This window comes from Mycobacterium sp. IDUB_36 (assembly GCF_055419225.1).
Genome location: NZ_JBVAXH010000001.1, coordinates 1,471,572 through 1,485,974, shown reverse-complemented (window position 1 = coordinate 1,485,974; position 14,403 = coordinate 1,471,572). Strand labels below are relative to the sequence as shown.

The following is a 14,403-nucleotide window of genomic DNA, read 5'->3' as shown; positions in this document are numbered from 1 at the left end:
TAATGTCAAATATTTGTCCGCAACTGTCAAGACGTCGATGCGCTCGCGCCCGCATCCTGGATACATTGCAGGAAAGGACCACCATGAGCTTCGACACCGTAATTCGCAATGGGCGCTGGTTCGACGGCACCGGCGCACCGTCAGCGATCCGCAGCATCGGCATCCTCGGCGGCCGCATCGCGGCGATCAGCGACCAGCCGCTCGACGAAACCGGCTGCGGCCACGTCATCGACGCCGACGGCAAATGGGTGCTGCCCGGCATGGTCGACATCCATACCCACTACGACGTCGAGGTGCTCGGCGGACCGGAACTGTCGGAGTCGTTGCGCCACGGCGTGACGACGGTACTGCTGGGCTCGTGTTCGCTGTCGACCGTCCACGTCGACAGCCAGGACGCCGGTGACCTGTTCGGCCGGGTGGAAGCCATTCCGCGCGACCACGTCATCGGCACGATCGACCAGCACAAGACGTGGAGCAGCTGCGAGGAATACATCACCGCCTTGGAGTCGCGGACGCTGGGCCCGAACGTCGCTGCGTTCATCGGCCATTCGGACATGCGCGCTGCGACAATGGGTTTGGACCGCGCCACTCGAAAAGACGTAACTCCGACCGCGTCCGAGCAGGCGCAGATGGAGCGGATGCTCGTCGAGGCGCTGGATGCCGGGTTCGTCGGGATGTCATCCCAGCAACTGCTGTTCGACAAGCTCGACGGCGAGACCTGCCGCTCGCGTACCCTGCCTTCGACCTACGCCAAGCCACGCGAGCTACGTCGGCTGAAGTCGTTGTTGCGGCGCAGTGGACGAGTCTTGCAGGCAGGGCCCGATATCCAGAATCCGCTGAACATCGCATCCCAGGTGGCGCAGTCGCTGGGTGTGCTGCGCAAGTCACTGAAGACCAGCCTGCTCTCGGCCGCCGACATCAAGGCAAACCCGTGGCTGATCGCGATGCTGGGACCCGGAGCCCGCCTGGTCAACCGGCTCGGTGGCGACTTCCGCTGGCAGCACCTGCCGGTTCCGTTCGAGGTGTACGCCGACGGCATCGACCTGGTGATCTTCGAGGAGTTCGGCTCCGGTGCGGCCGCCATGCACTTGAAAGAGCAAGTGGCGCAACGCCTGGATCTGTTGCGAGACGAGGGCTACCGGCGACGGTTCCGCAAGGACTACGACAACAAGTTCGGTCTACGGGTGTGGCACCGCGACTTCTTCGACGCCGAAATCGTCGACTGCCCGGATCGCTCGGTGATCGGGAAGTCGTTCGGGCAGGTGGGAGTCGATCGCGGCGGCCTGCATCCGGTGGATGCGTTCCTCGACCTCGTCGTCGAGCACGGCACCGCGCTGCGCTGGCGTACCACGATCTCCAACCACCGACCCGAGATGCTCAAGAAGGTGGCCAGCGATTCCGGCGTCCAGATGGGCTTCTCCGACGCCGGCGCGCACCTGCGCAATATGGCCTTCTACAACTTCGGGCTGCGCCTGCTACGCCACGTCAACGACGCCCAGCGGGTTGGCAAGCCGTTCATGACCATCGAGCGGGCGGTGCACCGACTCACCGGAGAACTGGCCGACTGGTACGGCATCGACGCCGGACATCTGCGGCCCGGCGACCGTGCCGACCTGGTGATCGTCGACCCCGCACACCTCGACGACTCGCTGGACGCCTACGCCGAGCAGAAGGTCGAGCAGTACGGCGGACTGTCGCGGATGGTCAACCGCAACGACGACACCGTCAGCGCCGTACTCGTCGCCGGCCGGGCGGTATTCCTCGACGGCAACCCCACCGCGGTACTCGGCACCCAGCGCACCGGCAGCTTCCTGCGCGCGAACGCCACCGCGATGACCAACCACGCCGGTGTCGAGTTGGCCTCCGCCGCAACGGGGGCCGGTACGTCGTAAGCCGCGACGCCCGGCGGATGAGTAGGTTGATCCCATGCGGATCCCCGTCGGCAGCCGACAACCTGCTCGACACCGCTACCTGACGTGAAGCGGAAAGCCGCTGCGTGTGCGGTCGCCGTGCTGATGCTCGTGACGGCGTCCTCGGCCAGGTATGTGGTGAGCCGCGAGGGAACACATTCGGCCGCAACCGAATTCGCGCCGATCTCCACCCTGATGAACGATGCGATCGCGGCGGAGAAGCTGCCGGGCGGCGTGGTGCAGATCGGACACGACGGCAAGACGGTGTTCTGTCAGGCGTACGGGTCGCGCAAACTCGCCGGCGAACAGGGGTTGGACGGATCACCCGCACCTGCCGAGTCGATGACCGAGGACACCATATTCGACATCGCCTCGTTGACGAAGCCGCTGGCCACCGCGACTGCGGTCATGCAGCTCTACGAGCAAGGCAAGGTGGCACTCGACGAGCCCGTGCACACCTACTTGCCCGACTTCAACGCGGCCAACGACCCGGAGCGGCAACGAGTCACCGTGCGGATGTTGCTGACGCACACGTCCGGCGAACCGATCGACGTCGACCTCGCAGACCCGTGGGGCCTGGACCGACCCGACAAAGCCGAAGGCATACACCGCGCGCTCGCCATGCCGTTGCAGTCGGCTCCCGGTGAGGTTTTCCGCTACGCCGACATCAACTACATCCTGCTGGGCGCGTTGGTCGAAAACCTCACTGGCGAAACAGAAGACGACTACGCCCGGCAGAACATCTTTGCGCCACTGGGGATGACCGAAACCCGCTACCTACCGCCGGCCGGCCTGGTGCCGCGCATCGCGCCGACGGCCATCGACGACCAGAGCGGTGCGGATCCGGGCAAGAATTCCGATTTCGGCCGTCTGCTGAGGGGCATCGTCCACGACCCGACGGCGCGGCGGATGGGAGGGGTCGCCGGGCACGCCGGGGTGTTCTCGACGGCGGGCGACGTCGGCCGCTACGCCCAGGCGCTACTGGATCGACTTGCCGGCCGGCCCAGCACATTTCCGCTGAACCAAGCGACTCTTGCGGTGATGACAAGTCCGCAGCAGCCCGGACATCACCCGGGACAGGTCGAAGCGGCGAATGACGCCGTCCGGCACGCCGCCGCGACGACACCGAACACCACCGATCCGCTGCTCGCGCCGCACTATCCGGCCATCGAGGGGCAAGACCTCTTCGGATTCGGCTGGGATATCGACACGGCGTTCTCCAAACCGCGCGGTCTGATCTTTCCCGTCGGCAGCTTCGGCGCCACCGGGTTCACCGGCACCTCGCTGTGGATCGACCCGGGCTCGGATACCTACGTCATCCTCCTGACGAACTCGATTCATCTGCGCGGCAGTCCACCCATCTCCGCTCTGCGCGGTGACGTGGCGACCGCGGCAGCCCAGGCGCTACGGCTCTGACCCCGGGAATAATCCGGACCCTAGTCCGGTTAGCCTGCGGTGTTGTGCGAAAGTCCAAGCCAAAGGGAGACCACTATGACCGCAGCCGTTGACACCCACCAACTCACCGCCGGAACCTGGGCGATCGACCCCGTCCACTCATCCGTCAACTTCGCCGTCCGCCACCTGGTAGTCGGCAAGACGTACGGCCGGTTCGGCCAGTTCAGCGGGGCTATCACGATCGGCGAAGACGGCACCCCGTCCGTGCGTGCCGAGGTCGACGTCAACTCGATCGACACCGGCAACGAACAACGCGAGGCACACATCAAGGCGCCGGACTTCTTCGACGCCGCGCAGTTCCCGACCGCGACGTTCGTATCGACCGCGGTGCGGCCGGACGGTGATAACTACCTGCTCGACGGCGAATTCACGCTCAGGGGCGTGACCAAGCCGGTCACCCTGTCATTGGCGTTCAACGGTGTCAGCCCCGGCATGGGGCACGGGGAAGTCGCCGGATTCGATGCGTCGGTTGTGCTGAGCCGCAAAGACTTCGGCGTCGGCGGGGAGCTCCTGCTGGACGGCGGCGGTGCCATCGTCGGCGACAAGGTCACCATCACGTTGGCGATCGAGGCACTGAAGCAGGACTGAATTCGCTCAGAGGCGGGCAACTCGACTACTGGTTCGGCGGGGTGACGGGTGGGACTTCAGCGGAGTCCTGCTCGTCACGCCCGCGCCACCTCCGAAACCCCTGCCGCGCCGCGAACGCCCCCGCCACCGCGGTCACGCACCACACCCCGATCGCCGTATACGCGAGCGCGGGTGACTTGTTGCCGATCGAGGCCCCCAGCGCGGTGTAGACGAACGCCCGAGGTACCGAGCCGATGAACGCCCCAACCGCCATCTGCCACAACGGAACTCCAAACGCTCCGAACGCATACGACGCCAGCGCATCCGACAGGCCGGGGATGAACCGCTGACCGACCACCGCCCACAGGCCGCGACGCTGGATCAGCTCATCGAGCTTGTCGGCACGTGCGGCGCCCAGCAGCGCACGCGCGCTGTCCCGACCGGCCCGGCGCCCCAGAAAGGCCGCGACCACCGCCGTCCCCACCGTGGCGCCCAGCGTGACGAACACCCCCAGCAGCGGGCCGAAGAGCAGGCCGCTGCTGGCCGCCAGGATCGGACCCGGCACGAAGATCGCGCCCAACGCCGCCGACAGCACGACGTAGGTGAACGGCGCCAGCGGCCCGGTCGCCTTCACCCAGCCCCGCACGTCCTCGATGTTCACCACGTGCTTGACCGCCAGCAGGTAGAACATCACCACCAGAAACACCGCGAACACCGCGAGCCGGATGATGTGCGGGCGTCGCGAGGTCGAGGTCATGGTGACCGTGATTCTTCCGTATGTCCGGCTCGGTTAGGGTCAGGTCGTGGCGAGAACCGACGACGACAGCTGGGAAATAACCGAGAGCGTGGGCGCGACGGCGCTGGGCGTGGCCGCGGCCCGCGCGGCCGACACCGAAAGCAGCGATCCGCTGATCAGCGACCCCTTCGCACGGGTTTTCCTCGACCGCGTCGGCTCCGGGGTCTGGGACTGGTACGGCGCCCCCGAACTGCCCGCCGAACTGGTCGAAGCCGAGCCCGACATGCCGCTGCGGATGCGTGCGCTGGTGAGCTACTTCGCCACGCGCACCAAGTTTTTCGACACCGCTTTCATCGACGCGACCGACGCCGGCGTCCGCCAAGCGGTGATCCTGGCGGCCGGGTTGGACGCCCGGTCGTGGCGGCTGCCGTGGCCGGACGGCACCACGGTCTACGAACTCGACCAGGACCGCGTGCTGGACTTCAAACTCGACACCCTGCACGAGCACGGGGCCGAGCCGACGGCCAACCGCATCGCCGTCGCGGTGGATCTGCGCCAGGATTGGCCAACAGCGTTGCGGCAGGCCGGTTTTGATGCTACCGCCCCGAGCGTCTGGTCGATCGAGGGCCTGCTGATGTATCTGCCGGCCGCGGCGCAGGACCTGCTGTTCGAGCGCATCCAGGAACTCTCCGCCCCCGGCAGCCGCGTCGCCGTCGAGGGGCTCGGACCCGAGTTCGCCGTCCCCGAGCTGCGGGAGCAGCGCCGCGAGCGGATGGATCGGGTCCGGGAGCTGATGGAGCAGTCGGGCTCGCAGCTCGAAGTGCCCAAGACCGACGAGCTGTGGTACTTCGAGGAACGGGAAGACGTCGGCGACTGGTTGCGCCGCCACGGCTGGGACGTCACCGCGACGCCGTCCGACGAGCTGATGGCCAGCTACGGGCGTCCGTCTCCCGAAGGCCTCGAAGAGGCGTCTCCCACCCATTGGTTCATCTCCGCGCGCAAAGCGTGACTTGCGGGCCGCCGCGCCGCACTTAGGCTGGCGGGCATGGATATCGGTGGGCTGCCGCCCGGCGTGCCACAGAACTGGGCCGAGGTGCGGCCACTGCTGCGGTCGATCCTGCGGCCGGCCACCTTCGGCAGCCTCGCCAAACCGGGCGACCCGCTGGCGTGGCGGATCCCGCTGACTGCGTTCCTGCACGAACTCGTCGCCATCGACCTGCCCGACATGCGCCTGATCGCCACCATGGACATCACCGACCAGTGGGGTGTCAGCGGTACCGATCTGTTCGTCGCGGGCCGGGAAAACATCGCCCGTCTACACCCGCCCGGCAGCGTCGAAGTCGGCACCGAAGGGGTGCTCGTCGATGCCGATCAGAGCAGCTACATCACCTCGGCCATTCTGACGCCGGGCTGGTTGGCCGCATTGGCCCGGCCCGGAGGCCCGCGACCGATGGCGTTCGTGCCGACCGAAGACACGCTGATCCTGGGCAACGACGCAGACGCGCAGCTCTTCGACACCGCAGAGCAGATGTACTGCGAATCCGATCGCGGCGTCTCACCGGAGGCGTTCACGGTCGGGCCCGACCGCAACCTCACATCGTTCTTCGACTCCGGACCGCACCCGTTGCGGCGCAGGGCAATACAGGCCCGTACCTGTGTGGCGGTTCGGCAGTACGGGGAGCAGGCCGATTTCCTGAAAGAGCTGTACGACGAGCAGATGATCGAGGCCTATGTCGCCGCGACGGACATCGTCGACACCGGCCACGGCATGCGCTCGGCGGCGGTGTGGGGTGAAGGGGTCCTCTACGAACTGCCCGAAGTCGACTACCTGTTCTTCATCAACGACGACGGCCATTTCGCCGTCCCGTTCTCCATCGTGGTCGACCTGGTCGGCCTCCAGCCGACACCGGGCTACTTCCCACCTCGCTATCGCGTGACGGATTGGCCTGAGCCGTCGGTGATCTCGGCGCTGCGCGCCCACGCGATCACTCTGCCGACCGGCTAACGCAGCCGCACCATCCGCGTCGTCGAACTCTCGTCGAGCTCCACCACGTCGGAGCGGGACCGCAGGAAATCACTGAAAGACTTGAAACCGAGCGACTTTTCACTGAACGACGGATCCATCCGCTTCATCTGCGACTTGACCGCGGAGTTGTGCAGCCAGTCGACATCGTCCTTCTCGGTGCCGATGCGCAGCGCGCGGGTGAGCAGCGCGGTGGCCGCCTGCGGATCGGGCCCGGTCGGCGGTTCGTCGTCGTCGGCCTTGGTGCGGTTCGCCTTGGGCTCGGGCACCGGAACTCCGGGCAGTGCGTCGTAGATGACGAAGTCGTCGCATGCCGCGGCCAACGCCTTGCTCGACGAACCGGCAACCCCGACACCCACCACGTAGCGGCCGAGGCGCTTGCAGCGCTGCGCCAGCGCGATGTAGTCGGAGTCGCCCGCCACGATCACCACGTGGGTCAGGTCCGGCAGGCGGAACATGTCCTCGACCGCGTCGACCGCCAGGCGGATGTCGGCGCCGTTCTTGCCGTACGCCGCGGCGGGAAACAGCTGCACCAAATCGACTGCCCGCCCGACCAATTGCTCGCGGTAGCCGTTGTTCACCTCCGACGACCAGTCCGCGTACGCCCGGGTCAGCACCAGTGTGCCGAACGACGAGGCGAAGTCGATGATGGCGCCGACATCGACGGTGCCCCGCTGCAGCCGATCCTCCTTCAGCCCTTTGGCCTTGTCCTTCTGGAACGAGCTGCGGCCGTTGACCTGGTCATAACGCGAGATCACGATGTTGTCGAAGTCGAGGTACACCGCAACCCGGTCCGCGTCGGCATCTGTCATCGGTCCAGTCTTGACCATCGCTGGCCCGACGAGCCTGATTTGCGCATAGTGGGTGTCATGATCGAGCTACTGCCGGATATGCCCACGGGGGTGACCGGTGTGCGGGTGTCCGGCCGCCTAAGCGGCGACGAGCTGCGCGAGGTGAAGCCCGCCATCGAGGAGATGCTCAAGACCGACGAGATCAGGATCGTCGAAGTGATCGGGGACGACTACGAGGGCTTCGGTCCGGGCGGGTTGTTCGAGGACTTGAAGCTGGGCCTGGGTACCGTCTGGCCGCATCACGCGCACTTCAAGCGGATCGCGGTGGTGTCGGACAAGGCGTGGGTGGGCAACACCCTGCATGCGTTGGCGTGGATGATCCCCGGCGAGCTCGCGGTCTTCACGCTCGACGAGCTCGATGCGGCCAAGCGGTGGGCCGCCGGCTGAATAACGCCGCGGCCGTGAGCAATTGCCACACGGTGATCGAGTAGACGCTGCCGCGCTCCCAGACCCCGAGCGGCCCGACGCCGGAGTGCCTCAGTCCGTAGACGAACACCGCGAAGCTGAGCAGACCGACGACACCGAGGCCGATCGACACCCGGCGGTGCCATCCGCCGATGAGCGACGATCCCGCAAGGACTGCCGCGTTTCCACCCACGATCGCAAGCACCGCGCCGATGGCATGTGTGGCCGATCCGCTGTCAAAGAACGCGATGACCACGTTGCCGAGCGCGTTCGCGGCGGCCAGAGCTACCAGCGATCGCGCCCCGCCGGCCAGGATGGCGCCCGCTAGAAACAGTGCGCCCTGAACGCAGAACGCCGTATTCATCACCCATGCAACAGACGACTGCGACGGGACGCCCAAGTCGCTGATCAGGTTGTCCGCGTAGCTGTAAAACGGCCGGAATGCCGCCGCCGCAACAGCTTCCAGCACCAGATACGTCGTCGCAGCACAGAGCCATACCACCGCGGCGCGACTCGAATGTGCCATCACCGATGAACGCTATCGGAATCGGCCCTCAGACACCTGCCGCGGCCGTTACCGTGGCCGTACGCCCAAGAAAAGAGGTGCCCCTATGAGTAACTACCAGGTCAAACTCATCATCCTGTCGACCGACGACCTCGACCAGTCGATCAAGTTCTACAGCGACACCCTCGGCATGGCGCTGAAGTTCCGCGACGGCGCGCACTTCGCCGCGCTCGACGGCGGGCCGGTCACCCTGGCCCTGGCCACCGAGGTGGACCATCCCATCCCGGGCCAGGTCGTCGTCGGCATCAAGACCGACGATGTCGACGCCGCAGCCAAGGCCATCGAGGCCAACGGTGGCGGAATCGTGCGCGGCCCGTACGACGACGCCCACGAGCGACGGGCCGTGGTCTTTGACAACAAGGGCAACGGCATCGTGTTCTACAAACCCCTGGGTCGATAAACTCACCGCGTGATCCATCACGTGCAGGTCGCCTGCCCGGTGGGCGGCGAAGCGGCGCAACGCGCCTTCTACGCCGACGCGCTGGGCTGGGACGAACTGGAAAAGCCGCCGCTGTTGAAGCGCCGCGGTGGCTGTTGGTTCAAGGTCCCCGGAGTCGGCGGTCCCGACGGTGAGATCCACGTCGGCGTCGAGGAAGACTTCCGGCCGGCCCTCAAAGCGCACCCGGCATTCGTGTTGGCGGACATTGCATCGACTGCTGCCCGCCTCACCGAATCCGGCTACCGGGTCGACTGGGCCGACGAGGCGGAGATCCCGGGCCGTCGCAGGTTTCATTCCCGCGACGGGTCGGGCAATCGGATCGAGTTCCTCGAGGGCTAACCGCCGAGATGCGCGCCGTCGTCGTCTAACTCGTTACGGCGCAACGCCATCGGCGTCATCGCGGGCACGTCGCCGGCCTCGACCACGATCCGGGTGATCGGCGTCAGCGCTTGGAACAACGTCTCTACCTCGTCGTCGCTCAGCACGTCGAGCACCGTCGCTGAAAGTTCGTCGGTCTGCGATTCGATGCGGTCTTTCAGTTCCTGCCCGGCGGTGGTCAAGGAGCCGTCGGCGTTGAGCAGGCCCTTCGCCGCCAGCTGCTGTTCGCGGGCCTGCCACTCATCGTCGTCGTAATCCCTGGTCCGGGCGATGTAGTCGCGGGGTATCGCGCCCGACGCGGAATGCAGGACATTGCATTCCCGGCCGGTGACACCTGCGGCGCTCAGCACCGCGATATGGGTGTCACCGCGATGCTCGCGCAGCAGCGTCGTCGCGTGCCACAGTGCGGCCAGCGGCTCGTCGGGCCAGGGGAGGGCGCGGTTTGCGGCGAACAGCGGTCGCCCGCCCAGCGGCGCCTCGCGGGCCACCTTGCCGAGCAGTTCCGCTGCGGTAGAGATGTTTTCGTCGGCGTCGAGGCCGTAACGGCGCAACACCCCGACCGCGGTGTCCAGCCGGACGCGTAACGCCTCACCCGGACCGGCGATGTCCCATGCGGCCGGCAGCGCCTTGGCCACCCGGGACGGGGCGAAGTTGTAGAAGATCGCCGTCACCACCTCGGGCGGCACCGTGCCCAGCGGAGCCGAGCGGGCAGCGAAGTAGCCCATCCAGTAGCCCTTGTAGCCCAGTCCGTCCAACGCCTCGCGCACCTCCGGCGCGAAGTAGGTCACGCCGTGGATGGGCTCGAACCGGTCCAGGAAGCGCCGCGCAAGTTGTGGTTCTCTGTGCATGAAAATCGAGCCTAGGTGTTGTCGAAGTCGCCGACAACGTCCGCTGCTCGCCGTGGTCCTACGTCGGGGTGGCTTCTCGACGTCTCAACCGCGAGAGGCGTACGGCCACGGCCGGTTTCGTTCCGGGATCGAGCTGAACCGCGCCTGTTTCAGCTGCGCCCGGAGCTTTTGGCGCAAATCATGCAGCTCCGGATCGGTCCACCGGTTGCGGGTCTCGATCGGATCGTCGGTGAGGTCGTAGAGTTCCCACTGGTCGTCGAGCGGACTCATCCGATACGCCTCGCCGCCAAGCCCGTTGGCCGCGAGGTGCCGCACTCCCGGCTCGGTCCAGGTCGCCGGATCGTCGAACGTGCGCACCAGCTTCCACAGCCGGTCGTCGACACGCACCACCAGACCTTCGAAGTTGGACCCGACGTGTGCGGGCACCCGAATACGGATCGGGGCAGGGGGATTGGTGGTCCGTCGCAGCCGGCGTGCCACCGCGGAGGCTCCGGTGTCGCCTTCGAGAATGTTGTCCCGGGTCATGATGTAGACGGCCCGGTCGTCGTCGGCCGGTCCGCCGTCGACCACCGGCATCAGGTTCTGGCCCGGCAGTGGGTGCACCTCGGAGAACGAGTCGGCCAGGTCGTTGGCCGCCAGTTCGACGTCGACTCCGGCGGCGGCCAGCAGCGTGGGCAGCAGATCGACATGCGAGGTCGGCGACGTCACCTTGCGCGGCGCGGTGGCCTGCGGACCGATCCGCGCGATCACGAACGGCACCCGGGTCGCCTCGTCGTACAGGTTGAACCACTTCTGATGCAGACCGCCGTGCGCCCCAAGCAGATCGCCGTGATCCGAGGTGCGTACCAGCACCGCGTCGTCCGAGCCGCCTTCGGTGACCGCGCGGCGCACCCGGTCGATCGGGCCGTCGACCTCCGCGTGCAGGCGGTAGTACAGGTCGCGGTAGCGCTGCGCGTTGGCGCGGTACGCCCGCTCGATCAGCGGCGCGGGGCCGTAGCCGGTGGCGTAGGCCTCCCGGAACGCGATCTGCGCGGCCGGCTTGGTGGACAGGTCCTCTTCGGCGGTGGGAGGCGCGGGGACCCGCGGCGGATCCAGTGGCGACGGGGTGATCGGGCTGCGCCGCAGCCAGCCCGGGAACAGCACGATGTCGTGCGGATTCACGAAGCTGGCCACCAGCAGGAACGGGCGTAGTGCGGCGGTGTCGCCGGCGCGGCGTCGGGTGTAGCGGTCGATCAACCACGTCACGACGCGATCGGCGACCAGCGGGTCGCGCCGTACGCCCGCATTGCCGGGCAGCGCGCCGTGCGGCTCCGGGCCCACCCATCCCGAAAACCCAAACGGCCCAAGCGGATCCGCGTCGAGATAGCGCTGCACTGCATCGTGATCGACGAACCCGCTCGCGTCGTTGGTCTGGACCACGGTTCCGTCGGGGCCGTGCAGATCGGCATGCGAGATGTGCCACTTGCCGTCGTAATGGGTGTCGTACCCTGCGGCACGGAACCAGTTGCCCATCGTGGGTACTTCGCCGGGGCGCAACCAGCGCATCCGGGAATCGTCCGGCATCTTGCCGAGTCCGTCGGTCTGTGTGACGCCATGCAGATCGGGGTAGTGCCCGGTGAAGATCGTCGGCCGGCTGGGCGCGCACGCCAGTGAACCGGTGTAGTGCCGGGCGAAGCTGACGCCGTGGTCGTCGAACCACTTGCGGCCGTGCAGGGTTCGCTCGCGCCAGGCCAGCACCTCGGGCGACTCGTAGGGCGGAACAGCGCGTTCCTCGTCGGTCATCAGGATTATCACGTCGGGGCGACTAGTCATGAGGCTGCTCCCATCGCCGCGCGAGACCGGTCAGCATGACGTCGGACTGTCGGGTCTGAACGAGGCAGACCGCCCGCTCGGCAAGTTTGTGTAGTGGGCCAGAACCGATTTCGACGGTGCTGGTCAGCGTGACGACGGTGCCGTCACCGGATGGTCGGAGGCTCCAGCGGTTGTTGAACCGGCGCACCCGCCGGGGCAGGCCGTCGACGTCGTAGGCGATGGTCCTGCCGAGGTCGAACTCGACGATCGTCTCCACCAGGGCGTCACGGCCGATCTGTACGCGCCGGGTGGTGCCGAGCGGCTGGCGGCCCTGAACGAGGATGCAGGAGTGGTCGATGTTGTCGGCCCAGCCGCTGATCGACCCGAAGTCGGCAAGCACGTCCCAGACGGCTCGCGGTTCAGCTGAGATGGTCCGGCTGCGGTCTATGGCGGCCACCGCCTCACGGTACGTGGCGGCGGGCCGGTTCACGGACGCATTCTCCGGAAACAGCAGGCTGCCGTTGACAGGGGCGTTAACGTCTGCGTATGACGACCTACAACACTGTGCTGGTCGGTACCGACGGCTCCGAATCGTCACTTCGCGCGGTCGATCGTGCCGGCGCGATCGCCGCGGACTCCGACGCAAGGCTGATCATCGCGACCGGGTACCTCCACGAGAAGGACGACACCCGCGCGGCGGACGCTCTGGGCTCCGAGGCGTACAAGGTCACCGGAATCGCACCGGTGTACGCGACGCTGCACGACGCTCACGATCGGGCCAAGGCAGCGGGGGCGACCAAGATCGAGGACCGTCCGGTCGAGGGGAGTCCGGTTCGCGCGCTGGTAGACCTCGCCGAGAAGGAGCATGCCGACCTGTTGGTGGTCGGCAATGTCGGCCTCGACACCGGCGCCGCGATCATCGGGCGGGTGTTCTCGATTCCCGGCGCGGTTGCCAATCGGGCCAAGATCGACGTCCTGATCGCCTACACCAGCGGCTGACCCACGCCGATTTAGATTGCGCGGCCCACTCTTTCGCGGCTGCTGTCAGTGTCGACGAGCTAGCGACAAGAAGCTCGTAGGAAGTATCTACCGCTAACAGGTTTCGGATCGCCGGTGGGCGTGTATCCCACCCGAACAACGCCAAATCATGTTGCGTTGGAATCAGCGTTTAGCAACCCGCACTGTGCCCGGGTTCAATTCTGCTCATTTCTAGGAAGGTTTTTCCATGTCGAATAGAAATACTGTTGTCAGGTCTATGCACGACCTCGGCGCGGCCGCGTGGTTCGGTGGCGCACTGATGGGTGCTGTCGGCGTCAACGGCGCCGCTGCCGCAGTCCGCGAGCCGAAGGATCGCGCGCGCGTCGCGTCGGTCGGTTGGGCGAAGTGGAGCCCGGTCAACGCCGCTGCGATCGCAGCGCACCTGGTCGGTGGGGGCGCGATCCTTTACGCGAACCGTCGCCGCGCCAAGCACCAGTCCGGTGTCACGGCCAACACCGTCACCAAGCTCATCGCCACCGGTGCCGCCCTGGGCGCCACCGCCTACAGCGGCGCGCTCGGCGCCAAGACCGCACAGGGTGACGGCCACGCCGCGCACGGCGCAACCGAACCGTCGTCGGAAACCCCTGACGATGTCGCCAATGCGCAGCGCCAGCTGCGGTACCTGCAGTGGGTGCTGCCGGTGCTGACCGGAGCTGTGGTCGTCCTCGGCGCGCAGCAGGGTGAGCAACAGCGCCCCGGAGAGATCCTCAGCGGGTTCGGTAGCAAGCTTGCCGCCCGCACCCGCTCGAAGGCGCTGCCCTCCCTGTCCGCAGCCTGACATGCATCGCTGCGGCGGAACCTCGCTGAACGGGGTTCTGCCGCAGCGTGTTTGACCGTGAGTCGACATCGCTTCCACCGTGCCATGCGCGGGGGCCGCGACGCGGCGCTACCGCATGGTCCATGCTGGTGTCCATGACCCGCAACGAGATCACCGAACAGATCGTCGTCGCCCGCCTGGCCAAGGGCTTGACCTGGCAGCAACTGGCTGACGCCATCGACCGGCCGGTCGTCTGGACCACCGCCGCCCTCCTCGGCCAGCACCCGATTCCCGCCGAACTCGGCGCGGTGCTGGTCGACACACTCGGCCTCGACGAATCCGCCATCCCGATCCTGGCCGCGGTCCCGTACCGCGGTGGCCTGCCCACCGCCGTGCCGACCGATCCGACCATCTACCGCTTCTACGAAGCCCTGCAGGTGTACGGGCCGGCGCTCAAGGAACTCATCCACGAGAACTTCGGCGACGGCATCATGAGCGCGATCAACTTCAGTATCGACATGCAGAAGAAGCCGCACCCGTCCGGTGATCGTGTCGTGGTGACATTCGACGGCAAATTCCTTCCCTACGACTGGGTTTCGGCTGAGCCGTAAATAATCCGTCAAGACACGGGCGCCGCGCG

General features: G+C 66.9%; 17 protein-coding genes. 11 read left to right on the top strand and 6 right to left on the bottom strand.

Features of this window, described 5'->3' with window-relative positions:
- Positions 1 to 83: 83 nt before the first annotated feature.
- From ACZYW1_RS07320 to ACZYW1_RS07310, 3 genes are all read left to right on the top strand, one after another.
- Positions 84 to 1,892, top strand: coding sequence for an N-acyl-D-amino-acid deacylase family protein (locus ACZYW1_RS07320; protein ID WP_463784492.1), 1,809 nt, complete (start codon positions 84 to 86; stop codon positions 1,890 to 1,892).
- A 123-nt stretch (positions 1,893 to 2,015) separates the two neighbouring features.
- Entirely contained in the window at positions 2,016 to 3,326 is a 1,311-nt protein-coding gene (locus tag ACZYW1_RS07315; RefSeq protein WP_463787730.1) for a serine hydrolase domain-containing protein, read from the top strand.
- A 75-nt stretch (positions 3,327 to 3,401) separates the two neighbouring features.
- Positions 3,402 to 3,953, top strand: coding sequence for a YceI family protein (locus ACZYW1_RS07310; protein ID WP_463784490.1), 552 nt, complete (start codon positions 3,402 to 3,404; stop codon positions 3,951 to 3,953).
- 25 nt (positions 3,954 to 3,978) lie between these two features.
- Here the strand turns inward: ACZYW1_RS07310 and ACZYW1_RS07305 are convergent, their stop codons facing one another.
- On the bottom strand, positions 3,979 to 4,689 hold the full coding sequence (locus ACZYW1_RS07305) for a TVP38/TMEM64 family protein (protein ID WP_463784488.1): 711 nt from the start codon (positions 4,687 to 4,689) through the stop codon (positions 3,979 to 3,981).
- A 46-nt stretch (positions 4,690 to 4,735) separates the two neighbouring features.
- On the opposite strand from ACZYW1_RS07305, the gene ACZYW1_RS07300 reads away from it, so the two are divergent.
- Together ACZYW1_RS07300 and ACZYW1_RS07295 are read left to right on the top strand one after the other, a co-directional pair.
- A complete protein-coding gene (locus ACZYW1_RS07300; protein ID WP_463784486.1) occupies positions 4,736 to 5,677 on the top strand; it encodes a class I SAM-dependent methyltransferase in 942 nt (313 codons plus the stop codon).
- A gap of 36 nt (positions 5,678 to 5,713) precedes the next feature.
- Positions 5,714 to 6,673, top strand: a complete 960-nt coding sequence (locus tag ACZYW1_RS07295; protein WP_463784484.1) for a DUF1444 domain-containing protein — start codon at positions 5,714 to 5,716, stop codon at positions 6,671 to 6,673.
- Here ACZYW1_RS07295 and ACZYW1_RS07290 read toward each other — a convergent pair.
- Positions 6,670 to 7,503, bottom strand: a complete 834-nt coding sequence (locus tag ACZYW1_RS07290) for an NYN domain-containing protein (protein WP_463784482.1) — start codon at positions 7,501 to 7,503, stop codon at positions 6,670 to 6,672. The two genes, ACZYW1_RS07295 and ACZYW1_RS07290, sit on opposite strands and share 4 nt — an antisense overlap.
- Before the next feature lie 57 nt (positions 7,504 to 7,560).
- Between ACZYW1_RS07290 and ACZYW1_RS07285 the strand changes: the two genes are divergently transcribed.
- On the top strand, positions 7,561 to 7,929 hold the full coding sequence (locus ACZYW1_RS07285; protein ID WP_463784480.1) for a SpoIIAA family protein: 369 nt from the start codon (positions 7,561 to 7,563) through the stop codon (positions 7,927 to 7,929).
- On the opposite strand, the gene ACZYW1_RS07280 is transcribed toward ACZYW1_RS07285, so the two are convergent.
- Complete coding sequence (locus tag ACZYW1_RS07280) at positions 7,883 to 8,473, bottom strand: DUF998 domain-containing protein (protein ID WP_463787729.1); 591 nt, start codon at positions 8,471 to 8,473, stop codon at positions 7,883 to 7,885. The genes ACZYW1_RS07285 and ACZYW1_RS07280 overlap by 47 nt on opposite strands.
- Before the next feature lie 85 nt (positions 8,474 to 8,558).
- Here ACZYW1_RS07280 and ACZYW1_RS07275 point away from each other — a divergent pair, with 85 nt between their 5' ends.
- Positions 8,559 to 8,912 carry a VOC family protein gene (locus ACZYW1_RS07275; protein WP_463784475.1) on the top strand — a complete coding sequence of 118 codons (354 nt, stop codon included), beginning with the start codon at positions 8,559 to 8,561 and terminating at the stop codon, positions 8,910 to 8,912.
- A 9-nt stretch (positions 8,913 to 8,921) separates the two neighbouring features.
- Positions 8,922 to 9,290, top strand: a complete 369-nt coding sequence (locus ACZYW1_RS07270; protein ID WP_463784473.1) for a VOC family protein — start codon at positions 8,922 to 8,924, stop codon at positions 9,288 to 9,290.
- Here ACZYW1_RS07270 and ACZYW1_RS07265 read toward each other — a convergent pair.
- The 3 genes from ACZYW1_RS07265 to ACZYW1_RS07255 all read right to left on the bottom strand — a co-directional run bounded on the left by ACZYW1_RS07265 (position 9,287) and on the right by ACZYW1_RS07255 (position 12,425).
- Positions 9,287 to 10,177 (bottom strand): SCO6745 family protein, encoded by an 891-nt coding sequence (locus tag ACZYW1_RS07265; protein WP_463784472.1) that lies wholly within the window; start codon positions 10,175 to 10,177, stop codon positions 9,287 to 9,289. The two genes, ACZYW1_RS07270 and ACZYW1_RS07265, sit on opposite strands and share 4 nt — an antisense overlap.
- 84 nt (positions 10,178 to 10,261) lie before the next feature.
- Entirely contained in the window at positions 10,262 to 11,989 is a 1,728-nt protein-coding gene (locus ACZYW1_RS07260) for a sulfatase-like hydrolase/transferase (RefSeq protein ID WP_463784469.1), read from the bottom strand.
- Entirely contained in the window at positions 11,982 to 12,425 is a 444-nt protein-coding gene (locus tag ACZYW1_RS07255; protein WP_463784466.1) for an SRPBCC family protein, read from the bottom strand. Before ACZYW1_RS07255 ends, ACZYW1_RS07260 begins: the two co-directional genes overlap by 8 nt.
- Positions 12,426 to 12,514: 89 nt before the next feature.
- Between ACZYW1_RS07255 and ACZYW1_RS07250 the strand changes: the two genes are divergently transcribed.
- The 3 genes from ACZYW1_RS07250 (at position 12,515) to cynS (ending at position 14,374) form a co-directional block, all read left to right on the top strand.
- Complete coding sequence (locus ACZYW1_RS07250; protein ID WP_463784463.1) at positions 12,515 to 12,967, top strand: universal stress protein; 453 nt, start codon at positions 12,515 to 12,517, stop codon at positions 12,965 to 12,967.
- A gap of 256 nt (positions 12,968 to 13,223) precedes the next feature.
- Positions 13,224 to 13,784 (top strand): hypothetical protein, encoded by a 561-nt coding sequence (locus tag ACZYW1_RS07245; RefSeq protein ID WP_463784460.1) that lies wholly within the window; start codon positions 13,224 to 13,226, stop codon positions 13,782 to 13,784.
- Positions 13,785 to 13,918: 134 nt separating this feature from the next.
- The gene (gene cynS / locus ACZYW1_RS07240) at positions 13,919 to 14,374 is read left to right on the top strand and encodes a cyanase (protein WP_463784457.1); all 456 of its coding nucleotides are present in this window, start codon (positions 13,919 to 13,921) and stop codon (positions 14,372 to 14,374) included.
- Positions 14,375 to 14,403: the final 29 nt, after the last annotated feature.

Excerpts from the sequence above, each read along its gene's own strand:
- ACZYW1_RS07320 (WP_463784492.1), top strand. The coding sequence starts at position 84 with ATGAGCTTCGACACCGTAATTCGCAATGGGCGCTGGTTCGACGGCACC.
- ACZYW1_RS07315 (WP_463787730.1), top strand. The coding sequence starts at position 2,016 with ATGCTCGTGACGGCGTCCTCGGCCAGGTATGTGGTGAGCCGCGAGGGA.
- ACZYW1_RS07310 (WP_463784490.1), top strand. The coding sequence starts at position 3,402 with ATGACCGCAGCCGTTGACACCCACCAACTCACCGCCGGAACCTGGGCG.
- ACZYW1_RS07305 (WP_463784488.1), bottom strand. The coding sequence starts at position 4,689 with ATGACCTCGACCTCGCGACGCCCGCACATCATCCGGCTCGCGGTGTTC.
- ACZYW1_RS07295 (WP_463784484.1), top strand. The coding sequence starts at position 5,714 with ATGGATATCGGTGGGCTGCCGCCCGGCGTGCCACAGAACTGGGCCGAG.
- ACZYW1_RS07290 (WP_463784482.1), bottom strand. The coding sequence starts at position 7,503 with ATGACAGATGCCGACGCGGACCGGGTTGCGGTGTACCTCGACTTCGAC.
- ACZYW1_RS07285 (WP_463784480.1), top strand. The coding sequence starts at position 7,561 with ATGATCGAGCTACTGCCGGATATGCCCACGGGGGTGACCGGTGTGCGG.
- ACZYW1_RS07280 (WP_463787729.1), bottom strand. The coding sequence starts at position 8,473 with ATGGCACATTCGAGTCGCGCCGCGGTGGTATGGCTCTGTGCTGCGACG.
- ACZYW1_RS07275 (WP_463784475.1), top strand. The coding sequence starts at position 8,559 with ATGAGTAACTACCAGGTCAAACTCATCATCCTGTCGACCGACGACCTC.
- ACZYW1_RS07265 (WP_463784472.1), bottom strand. The coding sequence starts at position 10,177 with ATGCACAGAGAACCACAACTTGCGCGGCGCTTCCTGGACCGGTTCGAG.
- ACZYW1_RS07260 (WP_463784469.1), bottom strand. The coding sequence starts at position 11,989 with ATGACTAGTCGCCCCGACGTGATAATCCTGATGACCGACGAGGAACGC.
- ACZYW1_RS07250 (WP_463784463.1), top strand. The coding sequence starts at position 12,515 with ATGACGACCTACAACACTGTGCTGGTCGGTACCGACGGCTCCGAATCG.
- ACZYW1_RS07245 (WP_463784460.1), top strand. The coding sequence starts at position 13,224 with ATGCACGACCTCGGCGCGGCCGCGTGGTTCGGTGGCGCACTGATGGGT.
- cynS (WP_463784457.1), top strand. The coding sequence starts at position 13,919 with ATGACCCGCAACGAGATCACCGAACAGATCGTCGTCGCCCGCCTGGCC.